The organism is Paracoccus sp. J56 (assembly GCF_019633685.1).
Taxonomy (GTDB): Bacteria; Pseudomonadota; Alphaproteobacteria; order Rhodobacterales; family Rhodobacteraceae; genus Paracoccus; species Paracoccus kondratievae.
The window spans coordinates 1-19,190 of the sequence record NZ_JAFL01000031.1; the positions used below are offsets into that span (position 1 = coordinate 1).

Annotated in this window: 24 protein-coding genes; 17 read left to right on the forward strand and 7 right to left on the reverse strand. The window is 62.6% G+C overall.

Annotation, left to right across the window (positions count from 1 at the left end; translation table 11 throughout):
• The 4 genes from M511_RS16490 to lpxK form a co-directional block, all read left to right on the forward strand.
• The coding region (locus tag M511_RS16490; RefSeq protein WP_139824594.1) for an IS5 family transposase at positions 1-324 on the forward strand (324 nt) is incomplete at its 5' end.
• A gap of 127 nt (positions 325-451) precedes the next feature.
• Entirely contained in the window at positions 452-697 is a 246-nt protein-coding gene (locus M511_RS16495; protein ID WP_010399322.1) for a DUF4170 domain-containing protein, read from the forward strand.
• A 56-nt stretch (positions 698-753) separates the two neighbouring features.
• Positions 754-1,947 (forward strand): 3-deoxy-D-manno-octulosonic acid transferase, encoded by a 1,194-nt coding sequence (locus tag M511_RS16500; protein ID WP_237701554.1) that lies wholly within the window; start codon positions 754-756, stop codon positions 1,945-1,947.
• Positions 1,944-2,933, forward strand: coding sequence for a tetraacyldisaccharide 4'-kinase (gene lpxK, locus M511_RS16505; protein ID WP_085502787.1), 990 nt, complete (start codon positions 1,944-1,946; stop codon positions 2,931-2,933). Before M511_RS16500 ends, lpxK begins: the two co-directional genes overlap by 4 nt.
• Before the next feature lie 38 nt (positions 2,934-2,971).
• Here the strand turns inward: lpxK and M511_RS16510 are convergent, their stop codons facing one another.
• Positions 2,972-3,643, reverse strand: a complete 672-nt coding sequence (locus M511_RS16510) for a DsbA family protein (protein WP_085502789.1) — start codon at positions 3,641-3,643, stop codon at positions 2,972-2,974.
• Positions 3,640-4,182: a DUF721 domain-containing protein gene (locus tag M511_RS16515; RefSeq protein WP_029372578.1), complete on the reverse strand. Its 543-nt coding sequence runs from the start codon at positions 4,180-4,182 to the stop codon at positions 3,640-3,642. Before M511_RS16515 ends, M511_RS16510 begins: the two co-directional genes overlap by 4 nt.
• A 76-nt stretch (positions 4,183-4,258) precedes the next feature.
• Here M511_RS16515 and M511_RS16520 point away from each other — a divergent pair, with 76 nt between their 5' ends.
• A complete protein-coding gene (locus M511_RS16520) occupies positions 4,259-5,314 on the forward strand; it encodes an A/G-specific adenine glycosylase (protein WP_010399334.1) in 1,056 nt (351 codons plus the stop codon).
• 84 nt (positions 5,315-5,398) lie between these two features.
• Positions 5,399-6,535: an alkane 1-monooxygenase gene (locus M511_RS16525; protein WP_085502791.1), complete on the forward strand. Its 1,137-nt coding sequence runs from the start codon at positions 5,399-5,401 to the stop codon at positions 6,533-6,535.
• A gap of 108 nt (positions 6,536-6,643) precedes the next feature.
• Here M511_RS16525 and M511_RS16530 read toward each other — a convergent pair whose 3' ends face one another.
• The 4 genes from M511_RS16530 to M511_RS16545 all read right to left on the reverse strand — a co-directional run bounded on the left by M511_RS16530 (position 6,644) and on the right by M511_RS16545 (position 10,216).
• On the reverse strand, positions 6,644-7,774 hold the full coding sequence (locus tag M511_RS16530) for a site-specific DNA-methyltransferase (RefSeq protein WP_029372580.1): 1,131 nt from the start codon (positions 7,772-7,774) through the stop codon (positions 6,644-6,646).
• Positions 7,775-7,859: 85 nt separating this feature from the next.
• Positions 7,860-8,492 (reverse strand): ribonuclease HII, encoded by a 633-nt coding sequence (locus M511_RS16535; RefSeq protein ID WP_085502793.1) that lies wholly within the window; start codon positions 8,490-8,492, stop codon positions 7,860-7,862.
• Positions 8,489-8,968 carry an ureidoglycolate lyase gene (locus M511_RS16540; RefSeq protein WP_010399343.1) on the reverse strand — a complete coding sequence of 160 codons (480 nt, stop codon included), beginning with the start codon at positions 8,966-8,968 and terminating at the stop codon, positions 8,489-8,491. Before M511_RS16540 ends, M511_RS16535 begins: the two co-directional genes overlap by 4 nt.
• Positions 8,969-9,028: 60 nt before the next feature.
• The gene (locus M511_RS16545) at positions 9,029-10,216 is read right to left on the reverse strand and encodes an MFS transporter (protein WP_010399345.1); all 1,188 of its coding nucleotides are present in this window, start codon (positions 10,214-10,216) and stop codon (positions 9,029-9,031) included.
• Positions 10,217-10,562: 346 nt separating this feature from the next.
• Between M511_RS16545 and M511_RS16550 the strand changes: the two genes are divergently transcribed.
• The 3 genes from M511_RS16550 to M511_RS16560 all read left to right on the forward strand — a co-directional run bounded on the left by M511_RS16550 (position 10,563) and on the right by M511_RS16560 (position 13,682).
• Positions 10,563-11,243: a GntR family transcriptional regulator gene (locus M511_RS16550; protein WP_227493369.1), complete on the forward strand. Its 681-nt coding sequence runs from the start codon at positions 10,563-10,565 to the stop codon at positions 11,241-11,243.
• A gap of 111 nt (positions 11,244-11,354) precedes the next feature.
• Entirely contained in the window at positions 11,355-12,821 is a 1,467-nt protein-coding gene (locus M511_RS16555) for a L,D-transpeptidase family protein (RefSeq protein ID WP_010399349.1), read from the forward strand.
• Positions 12,822-13,682 carry an extensin-like domain-containing protein gene (locus M511_RS16560; RefSeq protein ID WP_085502796.1) on the forward strand — a complete coding sequence of 287 codons (861 nt, stop codon included), beginning with the start codon at positions 12,822-12,824 and terminating at the stop codon, positions 13,680-13,682.
• Positions 13,683-13,706: 24 nt separating this feature from the next.
• Here the strand turns inward: M511_RS16560 and M511_RS16565 are convergent, their stop codons facing one another.
• Entirely contained in the window at positions 13,707-15,023 is a 1,317-nt protein-coding gene (locus M511_RS16565; RefSeq protein WP_085502798.1) for a FliI/YscN family ATPase, read from the reverse strand.
• 109 nt (positions 15,024-15,132) lie between these two features.
• Between M511_RS16565 and M511_RS16570 the strand changes: the two genes are divergently transcribed.
• Genes M511_RS16570 through flgH form a run of 8 tightly spaced genes read left to right on the forward strand, consistent with a single transcriptional unit; the run spans position 15,133 to position 19,182 of the window.
• Positions 15,133-15,519 carry a FlgB family protein gene (locus M511_RS16570; protein ID WP_010399356.1) on the forward strand — a complete coding sequence of 129 codons (387 nt, stop codon included), beginning with the start codon at positions 15,133-15,135 and terminating at the stop codon, positions 15,517-15,519.
• An 11-nt stretch (positions 15,520-15,530) separates the two neighbouring features.
• On the forward strand, positions 15,531-15,923 hold the full coding sequence (gene flgC, locus M511_RS16575; RefSeq protein WP_085502800.1) for a flagellar basal body rod protein FlgC: 393 nt from the start codon (positions 15,531-15,533) through the stop codon (positions 15,921-15,923).
• A 13-nt stretch (positions 15,924-15,936) separates the two neighbouring features.
• The gene (locus M511_RS16580) at positions 15,937-16,206 is read left to right on the forward strand and encodes a flagellar hook-basal body complex protein FliE (protein WP_085502802.1); all 270 of its coding nucleotides are present in this window, start codon (positions 15,937-15,939) and stop codon (positions 16,204-16,206) included.
• A 10-nt stretch (positions 16,207-16,216) separates the two neighbouring features.
• Complete coding sequence (locus M511_RS16585) at positions 16,217-16,483, forward strand: flagellar biosynthetic protein FliQ (RefSeq protein ID WP_010399363.1); 267 nt, start codon at positions 16,217-16,219, stop codon at positions 16,481-16,483.
• 3 nt (positions 16,484-16,486) lie between these two features.
• Positions 16,487-17,203 carry a flagellar hook-basal body complex protein gene (locus M511_RS16590; protein WP_085502804.1) on the forward strand — a complete coding sequence of 239 codons (717 nt, stop codon included), beginning with the start codon at positions 16,487-16,489 and terminating at the stop codon, positions 17,201-17,203.
• Positions 17,204-17,216: 13 nt separating this feature from the next.
• Positions 17,217-18,002: a flagellar basal-body rod protein FlgG gene (gene flgG / locus M511_RS16595; RefSeq protein WP_085502807.1), complete on the forward strand. Its 786-nt coding sequence runs from the start codon at positions 17,217-17,219 to the stop codon at positions 18,000-18,002.
• A complete protein-coding gene (flgA, locus tag M511_RS16600; protein ID WP_085502809.1) occupies positions 18,002-18,418 on the forward strand; it encodes a flagellar basal body P-ring formation chaperone FlgA in 417 nt (138 codons plus the stop codon). Before flgG ends, flgA begins: the two co-directional genes overlap by 1 nt.
• Positions 18,419-18,429: 11 nt before the next feature.
• On the forward strand, positions 18,430-19,182 hold the full coding sequence (gene flgH / locus M511_RS16605) for a flagellar basal body L-ring protein FlgH (RefSeq protein ID WP_085502812.1): 753 nt from the start codon (positions 18,430-18,432) through the stop codon (positions 19,180-19,182).
• Positions 19,183-19,190: the final 8 nt, after the last annotated feature.

Genomic DNA, 19,190 nt, shown 5'->3' on the forward strand with positions numbered 1-19,190 from the left:
GGTCAGGTCAGCGACTACATTGGCGCGCGGGCATTGTTGAGCAGCCTGCCGGATGTCGATTGGTTGCTCGGGGATCGCGGCTATGACGCCGACTGGTTCAGAGAAGCATTGAAAGACAAGGGGATACGGGCGTGTATCCCTGGTCGAAAACAGCGGAAGATGACGGTGAAGTACGACAAGCGCCGATACAAACGGCGCAACAGGATCGAGATCATGTTCGGCAGGCTCAAGGATTGGCGGCGTGTGGCAACCCGATATGACAGATGCCCAAAGGTCTTCCTCTCAGCCATCGCCCTCGCCGCAATCGTCATTTATTGGTTATGAGTCCTGACCCTAGCCTCAGGCTTGATTCTCGGCAAATCCCAAGCATCGCTGATTTTAAGCAAATCTTCTTGGCCCCGCCCGGCGGCTCGGATAGGGTCGCGCCGGAATCCGAACCCAGGAGCATATGATGGCACAGCGCCTTCACCTTGTATTCGGTGGCGAACTTGTCGATCCCACCCGCACCGAGTTTCGCAACACCAAAGACATTCATATCGTCGGTATTTTCCCGAACTATGCCGAGGCCCATGCCGCATGGAAGGCCGAGGCACAGCGCACGGTGGACAGCGCCCATACGCGTTATTTCATCGCTCATCTTCATCGTCTGCGCGATGAGGAACGCGAGGTCAGCCCGACCGAGGAACTGGGCAGCTAAGCCCGCTTTCTGTCACGATGCCCCCTTCGGACGCGCCCGCATCTCTGGCTCTCTGGTTGCACCTGCGCCGGCGCGCCGTGCTTTCCGGCGGGCCGGGCGCGCCCGTCGCGATCCCTGCCGGGACCGGGCCGCTGCTGATCGTGCATCTTTCGGCCCAAGGGGATGAGGCATCCCGCCTTACCGCCCTGATCGAGGCATTGCAGTCGCGCCGGCCGGAACTGCGGGTGGTACTGACTGGCGCGCGCCTACCCCTTGACCCGCTGCCGGGTGGGATTGCCACCGCCACGCTGCCGCTGCCACAAGACCCGTCAGCCGCGCGCGAGGTGGTCCGGACATTACAGCCGCGCGCACTGCTGATTCTTGGCGACGATCTGCCCGCCGCGCTGATCACCGCCATGGCTGAACAGCACCTGCCTGCGATCCTGTGCGAGGCGCGACTGGTCACCTATAACCGCCGCCACTCATGGCGTGGGGCGGTCATTCGCGGGTTGATCGGCCGGATCAGCCACATCCTCGCCCCCGATCCGACCGCCGCCGCCGCCGCGCGCCAGCTTGGCGCAGCGCCCGAGCGGATCGAGCTGACCGGTCCGATCACCGAGACCCGGCCCCCGCTTTCAGCAAATGAGGCCGAGCGACGCGCGCTGGCTCAGATCCTTGCCGGCCGCCATGTCTGGCTGGCTGCCTGCCCGACCCTGCCCGAGGCCACGGCCGCACTCGCCGCCCATCAGGCTGCGCTGCATCACAACCACCGCGCCCTTCTGATCATCGCCGGCCTGCCGCCAGAGCTCGTCCCCGAGATCCATGTCGCGGCCGGGGCACTTGGTCTTGCCGCCGTGCTGCGCACGGATGACGATGACCCCTCGCCCGATGATCATGTGCTGATCGCGGACGATCCTTATGAAATGGGGCTGTGGTATCGGCTTGCGCCGGTGTCGTTTCTGGGGGGAACGCTGCTGCCCGGTCCGGGCCTTTCGCCACGTCACCCGTTCGAGCCTGCTGCACTTGGCTCGGCCATTATCCATGGCCCGATCACCGGGGCGCACGCCCCGGAATGGGTCCAGCTGGACGGGGCATCGGCCGCGCGGCTTGTTACTGACACGGCCGGACTGACCCGGGCCGTTGCAGATCTGTCCGCCCCCGATCAGGCGGCGGTTCTGGCCGGCAATGCATGGTCGGTCAGCACCGGCGGGGCGGCTGCCCTGCACCGCATCGCCGAGACCGTCCTGACCGCCATGGAGCCCACAAAATGAGCCGCCGCGCGCCCGATTTCTGGTTCCGCCGCCCCGGTCTGGGCGCGCGGCTGCTGTCGCCGCTGGGCGCGCTTTATGCCGCCGCCACCGCACGCCGTCTGTCGCGCGGCACAAGGGCAAAGGTCGGCGTTCCGGTGATCTGCGTCGGCAATCTGAACGCGGGCGGAACCGGCAAGACGCCGACCGCCATCATGCTGGCCCAGCTTTTGCAAGAGCGGGGCGTTGCCGTGCATATCGTTTCGCGCGGGTATGGCGGTCGCGAAAAAGGGCCGCTGCGCGTCGAAGAAGCCCGCCACAGGGCAGATCAGGTCGGGGATGAACCGCTGTTGATGGCAGCCTTCGCGCCGGTCTGGGTGGCCAATGCCCGGCTGGCCGGAGCGCAGGCGGCGGTCGCGGCGGGCGCGCAGGCGATCCTGCTTGACGACGGGTTTCAGGACCCGGCTCTTGCCCATGATCTGGCGATAGTGGTCGTCGACGCGGCCAAGGGCTTTGGCAACGGGTTTTGCCTGCCTGCCGGTCCCTTGCGTGAACCGGTCGATCGCGGCCTCGCGCGCGCGGATATGCTGCTGTCGATCGGAGATCCCGACGCACAGGCCCGCTTTACCGAAACCTGGGGACCGCGGCTGCCCCTGCCGCACCTCAGCGGATGGCTCGCACCTTTGCAGACGGGAATGGACTGGCAGGATTTGCGGGTGCTGGCCTTTGCCGGTATCGGCCACCCCGAAAAATTCTTTGCCACCCTGCGCAGCCTTGGCGCCGATGTGGTTCGTGCCGAGGCGCTTGAAGATCACCAGCCCTTTACCCCCCAGCTTCTGACCCGGCTCGAAACCGAGGCCCGGCTGACGGGGACGCAGATGGTGACAACGGAAAAGGACGCGGTGCGACTGCCACGCAGGTTCCGCCACAAGGTGCTGGCCCTGCCGGTGCGGCTGCAACTGACCGATAGTTCGCCCCTGACCCAGCGACTGCAGGCGCTTGGCCTGTAGGGCAGCCCCGACCGCAGCCGGAGCCGCCCTGGGCTGGCTCAGCCCTTGTTTTCAGCCTCGGCCAGCTTGGCGTCGATGATCTTTTTCAGATCGTCCCAAGGCTGGTTTTGAACCTTTTCACCGGCAATGATGAAGGTCGGCGTGCCTTCGACCTTGTCGGCGGTGGCGTTGGTCTGGAAGGTCGTGACCAGATCGGCCACCTTTTGCTTGTCGTTCCAGCAGGTATCCATCTGCTCATCGGTCATGCCGGCCTTGGCACCGATCTTGCGCAGGTTGGCGGCAATCTCGTCGCCCGACTTGGCATTCAGCCAGTTTTTCTGATCGTCAAAGATCAGGTCCGAGACGGCATAATATTTGTCGTCTCCGCCACAGCGGGCAAGGATCCCCGCCCACAGCCCGACCGCATCGAAATAAACGTCGCGCTGGATAAAGCGAACCTTGCCGGTATCGACATATTCGGCCTTCAGCCTGGGCCAGCTGCCCTCGTGAAAGGCCGCGCAATGGCTGCAGGTAAAGCTGGCATATTCGATGATCGTGACCGGGGCATCCTCCTGACCCAGGACGATATCGGGCAGGACCTTGCCTTCAGGCATCTGTTCGGCGGCCTGAGCGTTTTCAGCAGGTTGCGCCTCTTGCGCCAAAGCAGGCAGCGCGGAAAGGGTCAGCGCGGCCGTGGCGGCGGCAATCAGAGAGCGGCGGTGCAGCATCATGGAGTGGCCTTTCGGTCGTTGGAGTCCCAGCGGGACAGGATGTTCAGCGCCATGCGCCTGACAGCGGCGGACAGCGCGGGGTTGTCAAAGCCCGCGGCGATCTCCTCGGCCTGGGCAAGTTGGGCCGGGTCCGGCGGGGCCGGAGCGTGGCGAGGAGCGGGGGTAAACTGCGCCTGCCCCTCGGCAAAGCCTAGCGGCGCCGTTTGGGTCAGCACGATGCGCGAGACGGCGTTGAACCCATAGCAGGCATTCACACGCTCGCGGATCTGGCCAAGCTGCATGTTGATCAGCGGCGCCTGAGCGCCCGGCACCAAAAGCGTCAGCGTCGCGCCAATCCCCTTGCCATGGCTGATCTTGACCGGGCGGGTATGGGCGGCAATCTCGGGGCCGACCACTTCGGTCCAATGGGTCAACAGTCGTGCGACGGCAAAGCCCCGGGTTTCACCCGCAGCCTTTACCCGCGACGCGACCAGCTGGGCGGCGGCCTCGAAGCCACGCATACGGCGGCGGGGCGGTAGCTCTGCTTTCTTCTGTGCCATCGGGCGACCATATGGTTTATCTGCATCGCAGTCTGAACTGTGGCGCGTCCGGATACCAGAGAAACGAGGCTGAAAATTGCGTGACCTGGCAGTGATCCCGACCGAGCTGCTGGCCTGGTATGACCGCCATGCCCGCATCCTGCCCTGGCGGGTCCCCCCCGGACAGGGCCGCGCCGATCCCTATCGCGTCTGGCTGTCCGAGGTGATGCTGCAACAGACCACCGTCGCAGCGGTCAAATCCTATTTCGAACGCTTTACCAGCCTTTGGCCCACCGTTCACGACCTTGCCGCCGCCGAGGACGCGCAGGTGATGGCTGAATGGGCGGGGCTTGGCTATTACGCACGCGCCCGCAACCTGATCGCCTGCGCACGCAAGGTTTCGGAGCTGGGCGCGTTTCCGGACACGCGCGAAGGCCTTGCCGCCCTGCCCGGCATCGGCCCCTATACCTCGGCTGCCATTGCCGCCATCGCCTTCGACCAGCCCGAAACCGTGGTGGACGGCAATGTCGAGCGTGTGACCGCCCGGCTATTTGCGGTCGAAACGCCCCTGCCCGCCGCCAAGCCCGAGCTTGTCGCGCTGGCCACCGGCCTGACCCCGGCCGGGCGTCCGGGCGATTTTGCCCAGGCGATGATGGATCTGGGCGCGACCATCTGCACGCCACGCAGCCCGGCCTGCGGCATCTGCCCGGTTATCAGCCATTGCTCCGCCCGGGCCAAAGGCATTGCCGCCGAATTGCCGCGCAAGATGCCCAAAAAGGCCAGGCCCCTGCGCCAGGGCATGGTCTGGATCGGTTTTGACAAAGGTGCCGTACTGGTCGAAACCCGGCCCGATAAGGGCTTGCTCGGCGGCACATTGGCCTTTCCCTCGACAGGCTGGGACGGCTCAGACGTGCCACCACCCGCCTCAGCGGACTGGCGGGAAATCGGCATCGTCCGCCATGTCTTTACCCACTTCTCTCTGGATCTGACCGTAATGACAGCGGAATTGACCGCCGCGCCGGAAAGAGGCAGTCTGACACCGCTCGGCACTTTCAGTCCTGATGCTTTGCCCGGTTTGATGCGCAAGGCATGGGCGCTGGCCAGACCCGCGACATCGCGCCGCCATGGCAAGCCCAGCCCGGACACGCCATAATCGCATCTGCGATGTCTGGCTGTTCAAGTCCGTCTGTTTTGTCGTTTTAGCCCGTTGCCCCATCACGGTTTCATTGTACCGCCCATGCAAACGCCATTCCGTTCCCGCCTGATAGACGCCCTGCCCTTTTGGCTTTCGCTAGGGCTTGTACCTCTTGCCGCCCTTGCCGCCTGGCGTGGCGGCTGGTGGTTCCTGCTGATGCCCGTTTACGCCTGGTATCTGACCACCGTTCTGGACTCGGTTCTGGGCCTGAACGAAGAAAACCCCGAAACCGAGACGCCGGAAACGCAGCTGTTCTGGTATCGCGCCATCACCATCATCTGGTTTCCGCTACAGGCGGTGATGATCTTTGGCGCGATCTGGTATGCGACCCGCAGTGACCTGTCGGGATGGGAAAAGCTTGGCCTTTTCTTTGGTATCGGCATCGGCTCGGGCACCATCGGCATAGTCTATGCCCACGAGCTGCTGCATCAGCGCAACCGCCTTGAACGCTGGCTTGGCGATCTGCTGCTGGCCTCGACCCTCTATTCGCACTTTCGCACCGAACATCTGCTTGTCCACCATTCATGGGTGGCAACGCCGCGCGATGCAGTCTCGGCCCGCTACAATGAGGGTTTCTTTCGCTTTTTCCTACGCGTGCTGATCGATTGCCCCAAAAGCGCCTGGCAGGCCGAGGCGCGGCGGCTGGAACGTACCGGCCGCTCAAAATTCGACGGTCGCAACCCGTTCTGGCGTTACGGCGCGCTACAACTGGCAATGCTTGCGCTGGCGCTGATCCTTGGCGGCTGGCAGGGGTTGTTGCTGTTCATCTGGCAAGCCTTCATCGCGGTCTGGCAGCTTGAACTGACCAATTACGTCGAGCACTACGGCCTGACCCGCAAATATCTGGGCGAAGGACGCTATGAACATGTCCTGCCCCGTCACAGCTGGAACAGCGCTCATAAGGCGACGAACTGGCTGCTGATCAACCTTCAGCGCCATTCGGACCACCATTACAAGCCCGACCGGCGGTTTCCGCTGTTACAGACCTATAGCGCCGAAGAGGCACCACAGCTGCCGATGGGCTATCCCGCCATGACATTCCTTGCCATGGTCCCACCCCTGTGGCGGCGGCGGATGAACCCGCGCGTCAGGGCATGGCGGCGGCAGTTCTATCCCGAGATCACTGACTGGCAGCCTTATAACCGCGGCGATCTGCCCATGCCGCGCGGCGCACTATAGGGCGCTACCCAACCCAAAAGGCCCCGCCCGGCCTTTAGCCGAACGGGGCAAGGCGGTCCCGGCCGCGCCAGAGCTCGCGGAGCTTCGGGACTTGGCGAACCGGGAAAATCAGTGGGCGCGGCCTTCTTCGGCCTCCATCTCGGCGCGGATCTGCTGGCGCAGAATGTCGATCGGGACCATCCGCCCCTCGCGCCGGAAGTGCCAGTAGGTCCAGCCATTGCAGCTTGGCGCGCCCTCAAGCGCAGCACCGACCTGATGGATCGAGCCCTTGACGTCATTGCCGATCAGGCTGCCATCGGCGCGCACCTTGGCCTTATGGCGGTTGTTAAGCGAATACAGCTCTTCGCCCGGACGCAACATGCCGCGTTCGACCACCTGGCCAAAGGGCACGCGCGGCTCGGCACGTTTGGCGCGGATGGTGGCAAGCGCCTCACTGTCAAAGCGGCGTACACGCGAGATACGCTTCTCGGCAACTTCGCGATAAGCCTCCTCGCGCTCGATCCCGATAAAGTCGCGGCCCAGCATCTTGGCCACGGCACCAGTGGTGCCTGTGCCAAAGAACGGGTCCAGCACCACATCGCCGGGATTGGTCGAACCGACCAGAATGCGATGCAACAATGCCTCGGGCTTTTGGGTCGGATGGGCCTTGGCTCCATCGGCATCCTTCAGCCGCTCACCCCCGGTACAGATCGGCAGCACCCAGTCCGAACGCATCTGCACACCTTCGTTCAGCGATTTCAGCGCCTCATAGTTAAAGGTGTATTTCGCACCCTCGGTCTTGCTTGCCCAGATCATCGTCTCATGGGCGTTGGTCAGGCGCTTGCCGCGAAAGTTCGGCATCGGGTTGGCCTTGCGCCAGACCACATCGTTCAGGATCCAGAACCCCTGGTTCTGAAGCTCGGCCCCGACGCGGAAAATATTGTGATAAGAGCCGATGACCCAGATTGCCCCATCGGGCTTTAGCACCCGGCGCGCGGCGGCCAGCCAGTCGCGGGTAAAACGGTCATAGGCGGCAAAGCCCGAGAACTGGTCCCAATGGTCATCGACCGCATCGACCTTTGAGTTGTCGGGCCGGTGCAGATCGCCCCGCAACTGCAGGTTATACGGAGGATCGGCAAAGATCAGATCAACACTGCTCTCGGGCAGCCCATTCATGATCTCAATGCAATCTCCGGCCAAAATCTGGTTAAGCGGAAGCGTTCGCGCCGCGGCGCGGGATTTTGTATCGTGCTTAGTCATCACTGCCTCGGGTTTCGGCTATTAGGTGCCGATTTATGAGCCGATAATGAGTCAGCACCGATTCGCCGTCAAATTCTTTTTTGAATCAACGGTTTGAGGTTTCTTCTTTACACAAGATGTTGTGGACGGGTGCAAAGCTGCGCCTATGATATGGGGTCACGCCCAGATCCAGCAGCGCCTTGCGATGCGCAGGTGTGCCGTAACCGGCGTTAACCTCCCAACCATATCCGGGATGCTGTTGCGCCAAATCCACCATGATGCGATCACGCAACAGTTTGGCCACGATCGAGGCTGCGGAAATGGACAGGCAGCGCCCGTCGCCCTTGATCACAGCCAGCCCCGGAGCTGGCAGATCGCGGGGCAGCATGTTGCCATCGATCAGCGCCAGACAGGGTCGCTGCCGCAGGCCTTCGATCGCGCGGCACATCGCCAGATGCGAGGCGCGCAAGATATTCAGCTGATCAATTTCCTCGACACTGGCGTGCCCGACGGCCCAGTCGCTACACGCCATGATCTGTTCGGCCAGCACCTCGCGCCTCTTGGCCGTCAGCTTCTTTGAGTCATTCAGCCCTTCGGGAATGCAGGTGGGATCCAGGATCACCGCAGCCGCCGTCACCGGCCCGGCCAAAGGTCCGCGTCCAACCTCATCAACGCCTGCAACAAGGCGCGCGCCATCACGCAGCGCGGCCTCCTCCATCGAATAATCGGGCAGGCTCATGCCTCGACGGTCACCGGGGCGATCTCAACCTCTTCCAGATTGACGCCCTCACCTTCGCGGTCCACGACCAGAAAATCGGCTGTACGATCCAAAGGCGTCAGGACACCATGCCAGACCCCTGCACGCAGGTTCACCCCTATGCCCGAGGGCACCAGAAACGCGATCGGAGCCCCCGGCTTCCCTCCTTCATCCGGCGCCACGATCGACAGCCACGGATCAGGCCCCAGCGGCATAAAGGCCTGTGACCCCAGCGGATGCCGCTCCAGCAACGCACAGTCGTAAGGCAGGCTCACCGGCTCCGAACGAAAGATCGAGATGATCGCCTCACCACCGCCACGCTCCACCATGGCCAGCGCATGATGCCGCTCACAACGGCCGGCGTTGATCATTTTGCTGGGCGCCTCGCGCGGAATCAGCAGCTCACCAAAAGGGGCAAATTCCTCGGCTGTAATCGGCCTTGCCTTGATCGTCGTCATGTCTCTTCCGTGTCAAAATATCCCGGGGGTCCGGGGGCAGAGCCCCCGGGCCGGCAGCAATTACCGCTCCATCCGCGGCAGTAAGATGGTCAACAGTCCCATCAGCGGCAGATAAGAACAGATCTGGTAAACGAATTCGATCCCCTTTGCGTCGGCAACAAGGCCAAGCACGGCGGCCGCAATCCCGCCCATGCCAAAGGCAAAGCCGAAAAATATGCCCGCGACCATCCCTGTCCGGCCCGGCACCAGTTCCTGTGCAAAGACCACGATGGCGGGAAAGGCCGATGCAAGGATCAGCCCGATCAGCACCGTCAGCACCCCGGTTGCCGCCAGCCCGACATAAGGCAGCAACAGCGTAAAGGGCAAAATCCCCAGGATTGAGAACCAGATCACCCTCAGCGGCCCCACCCGGTCGCCGATCAGCCCGCCCAGGATCACACCCGCCGCCGTTCCGGCAAGGAACAGAAACAGCATCACCTGCGCCTGCTGGGTGGAAACCCCGAACTTTTCGATCAGAAAGAAGGTATAATAGCTCGAAAGACTGGCCATATAGATGTTTTTGGTAAAGGTCAGCAGCGCCAGTACCACGATGGCCCAAGCCACCCTCTGCCGCGACAGCGGTATGCTACCCGGCGTCCGGGCGACCGTGGCCTTGCGCCGCCCCTCGGCCCAGTCGCCGATCCGCCACAACATCGCCGAGCCCATCATTGCTGCTATGGAAAACACGGCGACCGAAGGCCGGCCCAGCGGCACGACGATAAAGGCCGCAAGCAGCGGTCCCAACGCCTGACCAAAGTTCCCGCCAAGCTGAAACAGTGATTGGGCAGTGCCATAGCGCCCGCCCGAAGCAATGCGCGCCACGCGTGAGCTTTCCGGATGGAACACCGCCGAGCCGACACCGATCAGCATCGCCCCCGACAACAGCACCCAATATTCATGCGCCAACGCCAGCAGCAGCACCCCGACCACGGTGGCCCCCATACCATAGGCAAGCGAGCGCGGCATCGGGTTACGATCCGTCACCATACCGACCGCCGGCTGCAACAGCGAGGCCGTGACCTGAAAGGCAAAGGTCATCATCCCGATCTGCCAATAAGTCAGCGAGAACTCTTCGCGCAGCAGCGGATAAATCGCAGCCAGCATGGACTGCATAATGTCGTTGATCATATGGCACAGGCTGATCGCGACCAGCACCGTCCAGGCCGTGGCAGAGACACCCTGGCCGCGGAATGTCGAAACGTCCGACACAGAATCTCACCTCTTGAAAATCGCCCGATTTGTCGTGCTGGGCCGGAGGATTGTCAACCGTGACAGGCGGATCCTGGCCGGCGTTCGGAAATATCCTTGACCCCTGCAGGAATTTGCACTCAAAACTGAACGAATGGGTCCAGTTTCAGGCCCCCGGTCGGGCTGGCTTGGCCGCTCTGGAATCCGGTGCTCACCCCCTTCGGGCAGTGCTTTCGTTCAAGTGCCTGCGTATTGAGTTCTGCCGCAACCTCAATGAACAAAGACGTATTCTGAAACAATGATCGAGCTACCCAGCCACATGGCACAGGCACTTTCGGCAGAGCTGCAGGAACGCAAGCGACGAAACATGACCTGGCAAACCGTCCAGGAAGAAGTCCTGAGCCGCATCCACAACGGAGAATGGGCTGAAGGGCAGCTGATCCCGACCGAAGCCGAGCTGGCATCCGAGTTCGGCTGTGCGCGCGCCACCGTCAACCGCGCCCTGCAGGCACTTGCGCAAAGCGGCGTTCTTGAGCGCCGCCGCAAGGTCGGCACCCGCGTCGCACAGCACCCCCGCGTCCAGATGGTCCGCTTTCTTTTGCGGCGCGAGATCGAGGCGACAGGCAAGGCCTACGGCTATTCGCTGCTGCTTTACGAAGAATGTCCGCCGCCGCCCGATACTGCCCAGGCGATGCTATTGCGCACCGATGACCGGCTGCTGCGCGTCCGCGCCAGCTTTACCGCCGATGGCGCGCCCTATTGCTGCGAAGAACGCTGGATCAACCACTTTGCCACCCCCGGCCTGACGCGTGAGGCGCTTAGCCGGATCAGCCCTTGCGAATGGCTGCTTGGCCATGTGCCGATCAACCGCGGCAGCATGGCAATCGGCGCCGCCCTTGCAAATGAGCGTTTCGTAACCGACGCGCTGCAACTGCAGCCCGGGGACCCCGTGTTGCTGGTCGAGCGGCTGGACTGGCTGAACAACATGCCTATATCGCTTACCCGGCGTTATTTCCCGCAGCATCACCGCTTTGCCGCGACGATCTGAAAGGTCGCGATCAACCCGAGTTGACCGGCATTTGCTTGCCTTGTCCTGCGCATTTGGCCAAATGTGCTGGACACAACCAGAACAATACAGGCAAGCAGACCGGAGCCGAGCATGTTCCCGACCCGATTTCGCAGGGGTGCGTTTTTGCGCTTCGCCCTGATGGCGACAACCCTGGCCATTCCGCTTTCGCCCGGATGGGCACAGGCGGCCCCTTCAGGCACGTCCGCCGCGACCACGATAGCTCCGACCGCACCGCCTCGGCCAAAGGCGCTGGTGTCGATCACCCCCGCCGAAATCGAGCAGGCCACCTATGACGGCACCGGCCTGCCCCCCGGTCAGTCGGCACTGACGGCCAAGGTGCAGATCCTGCTGGACCGCTCGGGCATCTCGCCGGGGGTCGTGGACGGCTGGCGCGGAGGGATGAGTGAAAGCGCCATCAAGGCCTTTCAGAGGCGGGCCGGTCTGCCGATGACCGGTCGCATGGATCACGCGGTTTGGGAACTGCTGCAGGGCTATGCTGGCCCGCCGCTGACCATGGAATATACCATCGTCGAAAAGGACGCGACTGGCCTCGTCGATCGCATTCCCCCGGATTATGCCGAAAAGGCTGCGATGACCTCGCAGGGTTATACGAGCGTGCTGGAAAGACTGGCCGAACGCTTTCACATGGATGAAAAGTTTCTGGCCAAGCTGAACCCCGGCGCAAGTTTCCAGCCCGGCGAGACCATCCATGTCACCGTCCCGGCAAAGCCGATCCGCGCCACCGTCACCCGGATCATCGTGGATAAGGAAACCCGCCGTGTCGCCGCTTATGACGCGCGGGGCAATATGGTCGCGGATTATCCGGCAACGGTCGGCTCTTCTGATACGCCATCGCCACATGGCAATCACGTCGTCGATGCCGTGGCGTTGAACCCGACCTATACCTATAACCCGCATCGCAATTTCAAGCAGGGACAGAATGATCGGGTACTGATCATCCCGCCCGGACCCAACGGGCCTGTGGGCAATGTCTGGATCGACCTTTCCGAGCCGACCTACGGCATCCACGGAACCGCCACGCCCTCGCAATTGTTCCTGAGCCAGTCGCATGGCTGCGTGCGGCTGACGAACTGGGACGCATGGGAGCTGGCGCATATGGTCAAGGCCAAGGTTACAACGGTCGAGTTCCTGCCCCCCGGGGTCAGAATCTCTGACGTGACCGGCGTGTCGCCGGTGGCTGCGGCGACACAGACCGCGGCGACCACGGCAATCGCCTCGACCCGGCCACCAGCCCGCGGCAACCGCCTGCCCCCTGCGGCCTTCGCAGGCGAAGCCGCTCCGGCCGCCGTTGCTGCTGCCACATCCGCCGCCGCCGCCCTTGGCGCACCAACTGCCGCTGCAACCGCGGCAGGCTCTGAGCCTCTGGTCGTCACCCCCGCGACCCCTGCCACGAGTGAGCCTCTGGTGCCCGAGGTCCCGCCTGCCGCCCCGGCGACCGAGGAGCCCGAGTATCCTTCGGACGTCACCCTGCCAAGCAGCCTGCCAGGCGAAGCCCCGGGCAGTGTCACGCTTTATCCGCAGGCCGGGCAGCCCTGAATGCGCAGGCCGGGGCGATATCTTTCGGCAATCCTGATCTCGGCACTGCCTGGCCTGCCCTCGCTGGCTTTGGACGAGACGCCGTCGGATGATATCGCCCCGCCTCCCAAACCCGAGGAAAGCCCGGGGGACATTCGCCCTGCGCCGCGACCAGAGGCAGCCGAGGCCTACCCTGAGCAGCCTCAGCCCGCCCCTGACGACACCACCGATAGTACAAGCGCACCAGCCGCCCCCACCGCCAAGCCAGAAACCCCGGCCACCCCGGTCGGCCCGCCCATTCACAGCCAGTTGCGGGAAAGCGATTTCGATTATTCTGCCTGCCTGCTGCAATTGACGTTGCTTGGCGCCGATTACAGTGAGGAAGCACCCGTCCTCGATCCCGACCAACGTGATTGCGGGATTGACCGGCCCGTGCTTTTGCGCCGGCCCTTGCCGGGGATCGAGATACCGGGCGGTGCCCTGATGCGCTGTGATCTGGCCCGCGACCTTGCCTATTGGCTGCGTGATTTTGTCCTGCCCGCCGCTGCCCTGTTGCCTGATCGGCCCCGGCTTGCGGCGCTGGAGCCCGGTTCGACCTATCAATGCCGTGCGACAGTCGGGACCACAGGCGAAAACCTTTCGGAACACGCTTTTGGCAATGCTTTCGACATTGCCGCTTTCCGTTTTGAGGACGGCTCGCGGATCGAGATCAAGCCGCGGCAGGACAGCGGCGACCTGCATGAGGCCTTTCAGCGCGCGATCCGCGGGGCCGCCTGCCTGCATTTCACCACAGTCCTGGGGCCGGGCAGCAATGCCGCCCATGACGATCATCTGCATGTCGACATCAAGGTGCGGCGGGGTGGCTATCGGCTGTGCCAGTAAGGGATTTGTTTCCATGCCACGCCTTCATTCGGGACGTGGCGGGGGCATACCCAAAGCGTCGGCCAGTAACGCAAAGCTTTGTCGCGCATCAGGGCTTTTGTGGGTAAAGAACTGATCCAGCGCCGGATATAACCGCACCGCCTCATCCACCCGCGGATCAGAGCCTTGTGAATAAAGGCCAGCGCGGATCATCAGCTCGGATTCTGCATAGGTTCCCAGCGTCGCGCGCGCACGCGCGATCAGCGCATTCTCGGCCGTGCTCGCCGCCTGAGGCAAAGAGCGTGAGACCGAACGCAGCACATCCACTGCCGGGAAACGGCCCCGTTCGGCGATGGCGCGATCCAGAACCACATGGCCATCAAGAACGCCGCGCAGGATATCGGCTACCGGCTCCTCCATATCCGAACCCGCGACCAGCACGCTGAAAATTGCAGTAATATCGCCCGAGCCGATTGGCCCTGGCCCCGAACGCTCGGCCAGCGACATGATCAGATGCGAGGTCGAGGGGGGGAAACCGCGATAGCTGGGGCTTTCACCAGCGGCGAGCGCGATCTCACGATGCGCCTCGGCAAAACGGGTGATCGAATCGGCCAGAAACAGCACATGCTGTCCGCGGTCGCGGAAATGCTCGGCCACCGTCATCGCAGCCCAGGCACAGCGCCTGCGCATCAACGGCGACTGATCCGAGGTAGCCGCCACCACGACCGAACGTGCCATCCCCTCTTCGCCCAGCGTTTCCTCGACAAACTCGCGCAGCTCTCGGCCACGCTCCCCCACCAGCGCAATCACCACCACATCAGCCGAGACGCCCTTGGCCAGGGACGAAAGCAGCGTGGATTTGCCCACGCCCGAGCCGGCAAACAGCCCCATTCGCTGCCCCCGCACCAGGGGCAGGATGGTGTCAAAGACGGCAAGCCCCGTATCCAGCCGCACGCCCAGCCGGTTACGCAGCGCAGCGGGCGGCGGAGGCGTGCGGAAACCCCGTTCCTCCCTCCCGGCGGCAAGGGGACGACCATCCAGCGGCCTGCCAAAGGGATCGATGATTCGCCCGATCCAGCTATCGGCGGGTGCAAGAGAGGGTGCAAAGACCAGCTCAACGGGCGTGCCGATCGACAGCCCCTCCATCGGACCTTCGGGCAGAATTGCCACCTGATGGTCGTGCAGCGCGATGATCTCCCCGCCCAAAGATGCACCAGAACCCTTTGAAAAGACGACACGATCTCCTAAGGAAGCATGGCTTGACAGCCCGCCTGCAAGGATCAGGCCCGCCTGAATGGCGCTGACCTGGCCAAAGTGCCGGATCATGCGGACTCGTCCCATCCGCGCCGCAATAGACAGCATTTTATCCAATTTCTGCTTCTCCCCGCTGCCGGTCCGTCCGGTCCTGGAAAGGGTTTCTAAACCTGTTGGGGTTAAGACCGGGTTTATCGGAACCTGAGGAGATGCCGCGATGTTTGACCGGATCGAGACTTTGCGGATGGCCAATTCGCTGACGGCCCATGCTGCCGAACGGCAAAAGCTGATTGCCCGCAACGTGGCCAATGCCGATACCCCGGGCTTTCGTGCCCGCGATCTGGCCAGCTTTACCAAAACCTATCACACGCAAGGCGCGGTAGAGATGCGCGCCTCACGTCCTCGCCATCTGACCGGCGCCAGTTGGGGCGGCAGCCCGCGCGTGATCGACGACAAGGGTGAGCCCGCGCCGAACGGCAACTCTGTCTCGCTTGAGGATGAAATGATCCGCAGCGCCGAGGCCAGGCGTGAATTCGATCTGGCGCTGGCGGTGACAAAATCCTCGCTCAATCTGATCCGTACCAGCCTCGGACGTCGTGGCTAGGGGGTATAAGGATGTCAGAAACGCTTTCCGCCATTGAACTGGCCGCTTCGGGTATGCGCGCGCAGGCCGTGCGGCTGCGACATATTTCCGAAAACATCGCCAATGCCGACACGCCCGGCTATCGCCGCAAGGTGGTAGCCTTTGAAGAGCAGGTCGACTTTGGCCGCCGAACCGGTGCCGTCACCGCCGGACCAACCCGGTTTGATCGGCGCGAACTACCTCAGATCTATGATCCCGCCCATCCGATGGCTGATGAGAACGGCTATTACGCAGGATCGAACGTCGATCTGATCATCGAGATCGCCGACTCCAAGGAGGCGGGCCGCAGCTATGAGGCGAACCTGCGCGTCTTTGAGCAATCGCGCCAGATGGGCGACGCATTGCTGGACCTGATCCGCCGATAAGAAAGGAACTGCCATGATTACCCCGACCCTCGCCGCTACTTCTTATGACCGCGTGCGCAACGTCGTCGCGCCAGGCAATCACGATCCGCAAGGCGCGGCCTCAGTGTTTTCCCGGATGATGGATCAGGTTGATGCCGCCGCCACCGGCGCCATGACCGGCAAGGCCGAGACGCATGATCTGGTGCAAAGTATCGCCCAGGCCGAAATCGCGCTCGAGACCGTGGTCGCCATGCGCGACAAGGTGGTCGAGGCCTATCAGGAAATCCTGCGGATGCCGGTCTGAGGATCTGGTCATGGATGAGAACCTGATCTTCGACCTCACCCGGCAAGCGCTGTGGATCGCGCTGCGCATGGCCGCACCGCTGCTGGGGGTGGCGCTGGTGGTGGGTGTGATCATCGGTCTTTTGCAGGCCCTGACCTCGGTGCAGGAAATGACGCTGACCTTTGTTCCCAAGGTGGGCCTTATGCTGGCGGTATTCTGGGTCAGCATGAGCTTTATGACCGCCATGCTGACCGGGTTCTTTACCGATCAGGTCTTGCCAGGGATTGCGGGGTCCTAGGTTATGGATAACGCGATCTATGCCGCCCTGACCAGGCAATCCGGGTTGATGCGCGAAATGCGCTCTGTTGCCAACAATATTGCCAATGCCAACACCACCGGCTTTCGGCGCGAAGGTGTCGTATTTTCGGAATATATGGTGTCGCTTGATCGGCGTGGCGAGACCTTGGCAATGGCCAATGCCCATGGGCGCATGATCGACCAGCGCCCTGGCGACATGACGTTGACGAACGGCCGCTTTGATCTGGCGATTGATGGCAAGGGTTTCTTCATGGTCCAGACACCGCAAGGCAACCGCCTGACCCGGGCCGGTGCCTTCATGACCAATGCTGAGGGCGAACTTGTTAACCCCGACGGTTATCAGTTGCTCGACGATGGGCAGGCACCCGTCGTCATCCCTGCGGGCGTGCGCGACATCGGTATCGGCATGGATGGTACAATTTCCGCCGACGGCACGCCCGTTGGGCGGGTGGGCATCTTTGCAGTTACGGACCAGTCCCGCCTGCAGCATGTGGCGGGTACGCTTTTCGATCCCGGCGATGCAGCCGAACCACTGGATGACGCAGTACTGCGTCAGGGTTTTCTTGAGGGCTCCAATGTCGACCCGGTACTTGAAATCGCGCGCATGATCGAGGTTCAGCGCGCTTATCAACTGGGCCAAAGCTTCCTTGATCAAGAGGACCAGCGCATCCGTCAGGCCATCACAATTCTGACCCGGTAAAAGGACTAAAACCATGAAAGCACTTCAGATAGCAGCCGCCGGGATGAGCGCACAGCAGATGCGCGTCGAGGTCATCTCTAACAACCTCGCCAACATGTCCACGACTGGTTATAACGCCCGGCGCGCCGAATTTGCCGACCTGCAATATGAGCAGGTCACTCGCCCGGGTACGCTGACCTCAACCAGCGGCACAATGGTTCCGGCAGGGATCCAGCTTGGTATGGGGGTGCGCCCGGCCAGCGTATCCGTCATGCTGGCCCAAGGGTCGCTGACCCAGACCAATGGGGATCTGGATATCGCCATCGATGGCGGCGGCTATCTTGAGATCACCCTGCCCTCAGGCATTTCGGCTTATACCCGAGACGGCAGTCTGAAACGTTCGCCGGAAGGTCAGATCGTCACCTCGGAAGGCTATCCGCTGGTACCTGACATTACCATCCCCGAGGATGCCCGAAGCATCTCGATCAACGCCAATGGCGAAGTCTTTGCCTATTTCAGCGACCGGGTCGAACCCGAAAACCTTGGCCAGATCACCCTGGCAAGTTTTATCAACGAAAAGGGCCTCGAGGCCATCGGTTCGAACATGTTTCTGGAAAGCACGGCATCGGGCACACCCCGGGTCGCCTCGCCGGGACAAGAGGGGCTGGGCACGATCCGCGCCGGCTGGCTTGAGGAAAGCGCGGTCGATCCGGTGCGCGAGATCGCCGAATTGATCAAGGCCCAGCGCGGTTATGAACTGAATTCCAAGGTCATCTCTGCCGCAGACCAGATGCTTGGTACAACGGTGCAGGTCCGCTGATGCGCGCCATTGCCCTGATGTTTATGCTACTGCCGCAGTGGGCCACAGCCGGTGCGGCAGTCGCCAGCCGTACACTACCCGCCGGCACGGTTATCTCAGCCGAGGATGTCACCCTCGCCCCGGATCAGGCGGGAGGTATCGAAGATATCACCCAGATCCTCGGCCAGCAGCTGCGTGTCATGGTCTATGAGGGGCGAAGGATCGACCCATCTGCCCTGACCGAACCTACCCTGATTGGTCGCAACCAGCTTGTCACGCTGACCTATGAAAAAGCCGCTCTGCGAATCGAGACCGAGGGGCGCGCGCTATCTGCCGGGAAGGTCGGTCAGATCATCCGGGTACTGAACAGCAGCTCACGCGTGACTGTTTCCGGCCGTGTCGCGCCTGACGGTTCGGTCATCGTCCAGAATAACTGAAAGTGAATCTCATGTCCCGATATACGCCGTCCCATTCTCTCACGCTAGTTGGTGCACTGACACTTGCCATGTCGCTTTCGGCCTGCGCACGGGTGTCTCACCTTGGCCGCCCCCCATCTATGACCGAACCCGAAAGCAGCGTCGAATTTCAGGCCATGACCTCGTCAGGCTATGGTGTCAATGAGCTGCCCGACAGGCCGCAAAGCACGGCCTCGCTGTGGAGCAGCGCGCAAAACTCTCTGGTCGCGGACCGCCGAGCTTCGCAGCGCGGCGATATCCTGACCGTGGTGATCGAAATCGACGACCGGGCCGAGATCCAGAACAGCTCGGGCCGCAGTCGCAGTTCGTCAGACAAGGTCAGTATTCCCTCAATGATCGGGCTGCCGCAACGTATCGACGAGGCCCTGCCTGAGGGTGCCAGTATGAAAGAACTGGCCGATGCCAAGGCTGCCTCCAGCTTCAAAGGCAGCGGGAATATTTCCCGACGTGACAAACTGACTCTGCGGGTGGCAGCTACCGTTGTCGATCGCCTGCCCAACGGCGTTCTGCGTATCCAGGGCACGCAAGAGGTACGTGTGAACAACGAGGTGCGTGAACTGACCGTTAGCGGTTTTGTGCGCCCATCAGATATCAGGCGCCGCAACGAGATTGCCTATGACCGTATCGCCGGTGCCCGTATTTCTTACGGCGGGCGCGGCCAGATCAGCGATGTACAGCAGCCGCGCTACGGTCAGCAGGTCGCCGATATCCTTCTGCCCTATTAAGCAGGCGG

Bases quoted from the DNA above. Each gene is read 5' to 3' on its own strand.
- M511_RS16495 (WP_010399322.1), top strand. From the start codon at position 452: ATGGCACAGCGCCTTCACCTTGTATTCGGTGGCGAACTTGTCGATCCC.
- lpxK (WP_085502787.1), top strand. From the start codon at position 1,944: ATGAGCCGCCGCGCGCCCGATTTCTGGTTCCGCCGCCCCGGTCTGGGC.
- M511_RS16510 (WP_085502789.1), bottom strand. From the start codon at position 3,643: ATGATGCTGCACCGCCGCTCTCTGATTGCCGCCGCCACGGCCGCGCTG.
- M511_RS16515 (WP_029372578.1), bottom strand. From the start codon at position 4,182: ATGGCACAGAAGAAAGCAGAGCTACCGCCCCGCCGCCGTATGCGTGGC.
- M511_RS16525 (WP_085502791.1), top strand. From the start codon at position 5,399: ATGCAAACGCCATTCCGTTCCCGCCTGATAGACGCCCTGCCCTTTTGG.
- M511_RS16530 (WP_029372580.1), bottom strand. From the start codon at position 7,774: ATGACTAAGCACGATACAAAATCCCGCGCCGCGGCGCGAACGCTTCCG.
- M511_RS16535 (WP_085502793.1), bottom strand. From the start codon at position 8,492: ATGAGCCTGCCCGATTATTCGATGGAGGAGGCCGCGCTGCGTGATGGC.
- M511_RS16540 (WP_010399343.1), bottom strand. From the start codon at position 8,968: ATGACGACGATCAAGGCAAGGCCGATTACAGCCGAGGAATTTGCCCCT.
- M511_RS16550 (WP_227493369.1), top strand. From the start codon at position 10,563: ATGACCTGGCAAACCGTCCAGGAAGAAGTCCTGAGCCGCATCCACAAC.
- M511_RS16555 (WP_010399349.1), top strand. From the start codon at position 11,355: ATGTTCCCGACCCGATTTCGCAGGGGTGCGTTTTTGCGCTTCGCCCTG.
- M511_RS16560 (WP_085502796.1), top strand. From the start codon at position 12,822: ATGCGCAGGCCGGGGCGATATCTTTCGGCAATCCTGATCTCGGCACTG.
- M511_RS16565 (WP_085502798.1), bottom strand. From the start codon at position 15,023: ATGCTGTCTATTGCGGCGCGGATGGGACGAGTCCGCATGATCCGGCAC.
- M511_RS16570 (WP_010399356.1), top strand. From the start codon at position 15,133: ATGTTTGACCGGATCGAGACTTTGCGGATGGCCAATTCGCTGACGGCC.
- flgC (WP_085502800.1), top strand. From the start codon at position 15,531: ATGTCAGAAACGCTTTCCGCCATTGAACTGGCCGCTTCGGGTATGCGC.
- M511_RS16580 (WP_085502802.1), top strand. From the start codon at position 15,937: ATGATTACCCCGACCCTCGCCGCTACTTCTTATGACCGCGTGCGCAAC.
- M511_RS16585 (WP_010399363.1), top strand. From the start codon at position 16,217: ATGGATGAGAACCTGATCTTCGACCTCACCCGGCAAGCGCTGTGGATC.
- M511_RS16590 (WP_085502804.1), top strand. From the start codon at position 16,487: ATGGATAACGCGATCTATGCCGCCCTGACCAGGCAATCCGGGTTGATG.
- flgG (WP_085502807.1), top strand. From the start codon at position 17,217: ATGAAAGCACTTCAGATAGCAGCCGCCGGGATGAGCGCACAGCAGATG.
- flgA (WP_085502809.1), top strand. From the start codon at position 18,002: ATGCGCGCCATTGCCCTGATGTTTATGCTACTGCCGCAGTGGGCCACA.
- flgH (WP_085502812.1), top strand. From the start codon at position 18,430: ATGTCCCGATATACGCCGTCCCATTCTCTCACGCTAGTTGGTGCACTG.